The organism is Micromonospora sp. NPDC005163 (assembly GCF_053599835.1).
Genome location: NZ_JBSFYP010000129.1, coordinates 514 through 6373, shown reverse-complemented (window position 1 = coordinate 6373; position 5860 = coordinate 514). Strand labels below are relative to the sequence as shown.

The window sequence follows — 5860 nt, the reverse complement described above, 5'->3', positions numbered from 1 at the left end:
TTGCTGGCCGCGTAGACCGTCTGGCCGGCGGCCCCGGCCGAGCCGACCAGGGAGGCGGTGAGCACCACCGCGGGCGGCCACGTCGAGCACCGCCTCGGCGCGCAGCGCCGGCTCGCGGACCACACCACCGGCGCCGACCCGGTCCTTGCCCACCTCGAACTGCGGCTTGACCATCAACGCCAGGTCGCCGTCGTCCCGGGTGCAGCCGGCCAGCGCCGGCAACACCAGCCGGAGCGAGATGAACGACAGGTCCGCCACCGTGAGGTCGACCGGCCCGCCGATCACCTCAGGGTCGAGCGTACGAACGTTGGTGCGCTCCAGGACCCGGACCCGCTCGTCGGTGCGCAGCGACCAGGCGAGCTGCCCGTAGCCGACGTCCACGGCCACCACCTCGGCGGCACCGGCGCGCAGCAGTACGTCGGTGAAGCCGCCGGTCGACGCGCCGGCGTCCAGGCAGCGCCGGCCGGCGACGGTCAGCCCGGCGGGACCGAACACGGCCAACGCGCCGGCGAGCTTGTGCCCGCCCCGGGAGACGTACTCCTCGGCCGGGTCGGCGCCGGTGACCAGCAGCGGGTCGGCGGGGTCGACCATCGCGGCGGCCTTGCGCGCGGGCACCCCGCGCAGCTGGACGCGGCCGGCCTCCACCAGCGCGGCGGCCTGCTCGCGGGAGCGGGCCAGACCGCGGCGGACGAGTTCGGCGTCCAGCCGGTTACGACGTGCCATGGGTGGTTCTCCGGTCTGCTCAGGCCTGGTCGTCCCGCTCAGGTCTGGTCGATGGTGGCGAGGGTTTCCCGCAGCGTCTCGTAGGCCGCCTCGTACTGCGCGATCTGGTCCGCCGGGGCGAGCGTCGCCGCGTTGGCCATGGCCTGCACGGCGGCGTCGACGGCAGGGTGCCGCGCCTCGTCGTCCCCCAGCTCCGGCGGCGGGCCCGGGCGGACGCTCGCTGGCGGGCCCGGTCGGGCGGCGAACGACCCGCTGGCGGGCGGACCGGGCCGGATGCCCGGCTGCGGGCCTGGACGCGCGCCGGGCGGCGGGCCCGGGCGCACGCCACCGGTCACCGAGGGCTCCGGTCGGTCGGCGCGACGCTCACCGGGTGTCGTCCGGCCGCTGCTCGCCGACCGCCTTCTTGGTCGGCATGTCCGCCGGAGTCGGGGCCTCGTCGGTGGTCCGGCTGATCGTCGCCGGTGGCTTCCTCGCGATGGCCTTCTTGGCCACGGCCTTCTTCGCGATGGCCTTCTTGGCGACGGCCTTCTTCGCCACGGCCTTCTTGGCCACCGGCGCGGAGACCGGAGCGCCCGCCTCGCCGTCCGACGGCACCAGACCGGCGTCGGGCTGTGCGGCGCGGGTCGGGTCAGGCTGTGCGGTGGAACCGGCCGGCGGCGCGCCGGACGGCTCGGCGGTCCGCGCCTCGCGCAACTGCCGTTCCAGGTCGCGCACCCGTCGGGTCAGCTCGGCCACCTCATCCGCGGTTGCCAGGCCGACCGCGCCGAGGGCCCGATCGACCTCGAAACGGACCAGCTTGGTCAGCGCCTCCCGGTTGGCCGCGCCGGTGGTGACCAGTTCCTCACCGAGTGCCTGGAGTTGGGCGGCCGTCGCGCCGCCGGAGCCGACGAGGCGACGCGCCACGTCCTGAGCCTTCTTCCGGGGCGCCTCCGCCAGGCCCATGGCCAGTTCGAGGTAGGCGCGCCACGCGTCCTGCATGCCTGAATCCTTCCGCGGGGCGGGGTGTGCAGGTGCCACGCTACCGGGCACCCCGGACTGTCCTGTGCGGTACGGTGCCGAGGACGGCGTGGCGATCAAAAAGGGGGAGATGTGGCCAGCGTGGACGAGTGCCGGCAGGCATTGCAGGAGCTGGCCGCCCGGCTGGATCGCAACGCCCAGACGGTGCGTGAACGGATCGACCTGGACCGGACGCTGGCCTGCCGGATCACCGACCTGGAGACCGCTTTCCACGGCCGGATCAGCGGCGGGCGGCTGGTCGAGCTGACCGACGGCGACGACCCCAAGGCCAAGATCGCGCTGAGCACGTCCAGCGACGACCTGCTCGCCCTGGTCCGCGGCGACCTGGACGTCACCGGGGCAGTGGCCTCCCGCCGCGTGTCGATCAAGGCCAACCCGTTCGACCTGATGAAGCTGCGCAAGCTGCTCTGACGAACGCCGGCGCGTTCGGCCGGCGACCGGGTCATCCTCCCGCGGGCAGACCGAGGCTCTCCAACGCGTGGGCCGCATCCGGTCCCACCGAGCGGATCTGCGGCAACACCGGGGCCGACCACGCCGCCGCGCAGAGCGCGGCCAACGCGTCCAACGGCCGACCCGAACCGGCCAGCTCCAGCGCACCGTCGCGGTCCGTCACCGACCAGCCGCCAGCGTCCGCCGGACCCGGGACCCGCACCACGGCGGCCGGGTCGAAGAGCCCCGCCAGGTCCTGCGCGACGTACGTGGGACGGCGCTTTGGCTCGGCGGCCAACAGGTCGGGTACGCGGCTGACACCGGTGAGCACGAGCAGGCTGTCCAGCCCGGCCCGCCGGGCGCCCTCGATGTCGGTGTCCAACCGGTCGCCGACGACCAGCGCCCGGCCGCCGTCGCTACGCCGGGCAGCGGTCTCGAACAACGCCGACTCCGGCTTGCCGACCACCACGTCAGGGTCCCGCTCCAACGCGGTACGCAGCACGGCGACCAGCGAGCCGTTGCCGGGCAGCGGGCCCCGGCCACTGGGCAACGTCCGGTCGGTGTTGGTGGCGATCCAGATCGCGCCGGCCCGCACCGCGAGCGACGCCTCGGCCAGCTCGGCCCAGCCGACCTGCGGACCGTAGCCCTGCACCACGGCTGCCGGTTTCTCATCCGCCTGGGAGACCGGGGTCAGCCCGACAGCGCGCAGCTCGGCGCGCAGCGCCTCCGCGCCGACCACGAGTACCGGCGCACCGGCGGGCAGCCGGTCGCGCAGCAGCTCCGCCGAGGCCGCAGCGGAGGTGAGCACCTCCTCCGGCCGGGCTGGCACGCCCATCCCGGTCAGCAGGTCGGCGACCTCGCTGGACCGGCGGGAGGCGTTGTTGGTGGCGTAGGCCACCGCCCGCCCCTCAGCGTGCAGCCGGGCCACCGCCTCGGCGGCACCGGGGATCGGCCGGTCGATCAGGTAGATCACCCCGTCCAGGTCGAAGACGACCAGGGTGTACCCGTCGATCAGCCGCTCCCCGGCATCCGCGCTCACCGCTGCGTCGACCCCGACTCGTCACCCCGGTCCGGAGCGCTCCCGTCGGTGTTCACCGCGTCGCCGTCGCCAGCCGCATCGGCCGCGGTGGTGTCCGCCTCGACCTCACCCGGGTGACGGTCCTCGTCCTCGCCGTCAAGGTCCTCGTCGACGCCGGAGCGACCGGCAGGGCCGTCCTCCTCGTCGTCGTCGAAGTCCTCGTCGTCGAGGTCGTCCTCGTCGTCCTCGTCGTCCTCGTCGTCGTCGTCGTCGTCGAGGTCGTCGTCCTCGTCGAGGTCGTCTTCGTCGTTCTCGTCGTCGTCCTCGTCGTCGTCCTCGTCCTCGTCGTCGTCTTCGTCGTCACCGGCGGTGAGCTCGGTGTCCGGTCGAGCCGGCACCGCGCCGGGAGTACCCGGACCAGCGGCGATCTCCTCGGCCATCTCGTCCTCGTCGTCGCCCTCGATGAGCACGCCGTCGAGTTCCAGCAGCCGCTCCGCGGCGTCGGTCTCGCCCTCGGTGTCCACGTCAGCGGCGCGGGAGAACCACTCGCGGGCCTCCTCGCGCCGACCCACCGCGAGCAGCGCGTCGGCGTACGCGTAACGCAGCCGCGCCGTCCACGGCACGGTGGCCTCGCTCGTGAGGTCCGGGACCTGGAGCATCGCCACGGCGGCGTCCTTCTGCCCGAGGTCGCCCCGGGCGCCGGCGGCGACGATCAGCAGCTCGATCGCCACGGCCTGGTCCAGCTTGTCCCGGTCGGCGCCGCGGAACAGGTCGATGGCCCGCTCCGGCCGACCCAGGGCACGCTCACAGTCCGCGAGCACGGCCAGGTGGCTCTGCAGTCCGCTCATCCGGTGGTACGTGCGCAGCTCGGCGATCGCCGTCTGCCACTCCCCCGCGTGGTACGCGGCCAGGCCGACCGCCTCACGGACGGCGGAGATGCGCGACGCGAGCCGCCGTGCGGCCAGCGCGTGCGCCAGCGCCTCGGCCGGATCCTCGTCGATCAACTGGCCGGTGGCGACCAGGTGCCGCGCCACCGACTCGGCGACCGGCTTGTTCAGCGAGAGCAGCTCGGCGCGAACGTCCTTGTCAAGATCGGTCGCGAGGATGTCGTCCGGCAACGCCGGAGCCTGGCTGCGCCCGCCCTCGGACGAACCGGAGCCCGCACCACGGTCATCGCGGCGGAACTCACCCTCGCGACGCGGCCGCTCGTCGGCCCGGAAGCCGCCCTCGCGGTCGCCACCACGGTAGCCACCCTCACGGCGGTCACCACCGCGGAAGCCGCCCTCACGGTCGCCACCACGGAAGCCGCCGCCCTCACGCGGGGCGCTCTGCCGGGAACCATCGCGGTCGCCACCACGGAAGCCGCCGCCTTCACGGCGGTCACCACCGCGGAAGCCACCCTCGCGGGGAGCGCCGCCCTCACGGCGGTCACCACCGCGGAAGCCACCCTCGCGGGGAGCGCCGCCCTCGCGACGGTCACCACCGCGGAAGCCACCCTCACGGCGCTCGCCGCCCCGGAAGCCGCCCTCACGGTCGCCGCCCCGGAAGCCGCCCTCACGGGGCGCGCCACCCTCACGGCGATCGCCGCCACGGAAACCACCCTCGCGCGGGGCGCCGCCCTCGCGACGGTCACCACCCCGGAAACCACCCTCACGGCGCTCGCCGCCCCGGAAGCCGCCCTCGCGGGGCGCGCCACCTTCGCGACGGTCACCGCCGCGGAAGCCGCCGCCCTCACGGCGCTCGCCGCCCCGGAAACCGCCCTCGCGGGGCGCGCCGCCCTCGCGACGGTCACCGCCCCGGAAACCGCCCTCACGACGGTCACCACCGCGGAAACCACCGTCGCGGTCACCACCGCGGAAGCCGCCCTCGCGGTCACCACCGCGGAAGCCACCCTCGCGGCGCTCGCCGCCACGGAACCCGCCGTCGCGATCACCGCCCCGGAAGCCGCCGCCCTCACGCGGGGCACCAGGCCGGGAACCATCGCGGTCGCCACCACGGAAGCCGCCGCCCTCGCGGCGCTCGCCGCCACGGAACCCACCCTCGCGGTCACCGCCACGGAAACCACCCTCGCGGGACGGGCCGGAGCGGCTGCGATCGCCGCCCTGGTAGCCGCCCTCACGACGATCGCCACCACGGAAGCCGCCGCCCTCGCGGTCACCGCCGCGGTAGCCACCCTCACGGGGCGCACCCGAACGCGAACCGTCCCGGTCACCACCACGGAAACCACCCTCGCGACGGTCACCACCCCGGAAGCCGCCCTCGCGGGAGCCACCCGAGCGCGAACCGTCGCGGTCGCCACCGCGGAAACCACCCTCACGAGGCGCACCCGAACGCGAACCGTCCCGGTCACCACCACGGAAGCCACCCTCGCGGGAGCCACCCGAGCGCGAACCGTCGCGGTCGCCACCACGGAAGCCACCCTCGCGGGAGCCACCCGAGCGCGAACCGTCGCGGTCACCACCACGGAAGCCACCCTCGCGCGGAGCGCTGGACCGCGAACCATCGCGGTCGCCGCCGCGGTAGCCACCCTCACGAGGCGCACCCGAACGCGAACCGTCGCGGTCACCACCGCGGAAACCACCCTCGCGGGAGCCACCCGAGCGCGAACCGTCGCGGTCACCACCACGGAAGCCACCCTCGCGCGGAGCGCTGGACCGCGAACCATCGCGGTCG

7 protein-coding genes are annotated in these 5860 nt (G+C 74.9%); 2 read left to right on the top strand and 5 right to left on the bottom strand.

Annotation, left to right across the window (positions count from 1 at the left end; translation table 11 throughout):
• From ACWD6N_RS37000 to ACWD6N_RS36990, 3 genes are all read right to left on the bottom strand, one after another.
• The coding region (locus ACWD6N_RS37000; RefSeq protein WP_450006641.1) for a TlyA family RNA methyltransferase at positions 1-723 on the bottom strand (723 nt) is incomplete at its 3' end.
• A gap of 38 nt (positions 724-761) precedes the next feature.
• The gene (locus tag ACWD6N_RS36995; RefSeq protein ID WP_354968504.1) at positions 762-1058 is read right to left on the bottom strand and encodes a hypothetical protein; all 297 of its coding nucleotides are present in this window, start codon (positions 1056-1058) and stop codon (positions 762-764) included.
• Positions 1059-1086: 28 nt separating this feature from the next.
• Positions 1087-1701, bottom strand: a complete 615-nt coding sequence (locus ACWD6N_RS36990; protein WP_387328718.1) for a phasin family protein — start codon at positions 1699-1701, stop codon at positions 1087-1089.
• A 111-nt stretch (positions 1702-1812) separates the two neighbouring features.
• Between ACWD6N_RS36990 and ACWD6N_RS36985 the strand changes: the two genes are divergently transcribed.
• Positions 1813-2151, top strand: a complete 339-nt coding sequence (locus ACWD6N_RS36985) for an SCP2 sterol-binding domain-containing protein (RefSeq protein WP_354968506.1) — start codon at positions 1813-1815, stop codon at positions 2149-2151.
• A gap of 31 nt (positions 2152-2182) precedes the next feature.
• Here ACWD6N_RS36985 and ACWD6N_RS36980 read toward each other — a convergent pair whose 3' ends face one another.
• The gene (locus tag ACWD6N_RS36980; RefSeq protein ID WP_354968507.1) at positions 2183-3208 is read right to left on the bottom strand and encodes an HAD-IIA family hydrolase; all 1026 of its coding nucleotides are present in this window, start codon (positions 3206-3208) and stop codon (positions 2183-2185) included.
• Positions 3205-4221, bottom strand: coding sequence for a hypothetical protein (locus ACWD6N_RS36975; RefSeq protein ID WP_387328714.1), 1017 nt, complete (start codon positions 4219-4221; stop codon positions 3205-3207). The genes ACWD6N_RS36980 and ACWD6N_RS36975 overlap by 4 nt, the downstream gene beginning before the upstream one ends.
• Between ACWD6N_RS36975 and ACWD6N_RS36970 the strand changes: the two genes are divergently transcribed.
• Positions 4210-5860, top strand: a 1651-nt coding sequence (locus ACWD6N_RS36970; RefSeq protein WP_449941522.1) for a hypothetical protein, incomplete at its 3' end; no start/stop codon positions are given. The two genes, ACWD6N_RS36975 and ACWD6N_RS36970, sit on opposite strands and share 12 nt — an antisense overlap.

What these genes read in the sequence shown, in the direction of transcription:
- ACWD6N_RS36990 (WP_387328718.1), bottom strand. Translation starts at nt 1,701, where the DNA reads ATGCAGGACGCGTGGCGCGCCTACCTCGAACTGGCCATGGGCCTGGCG.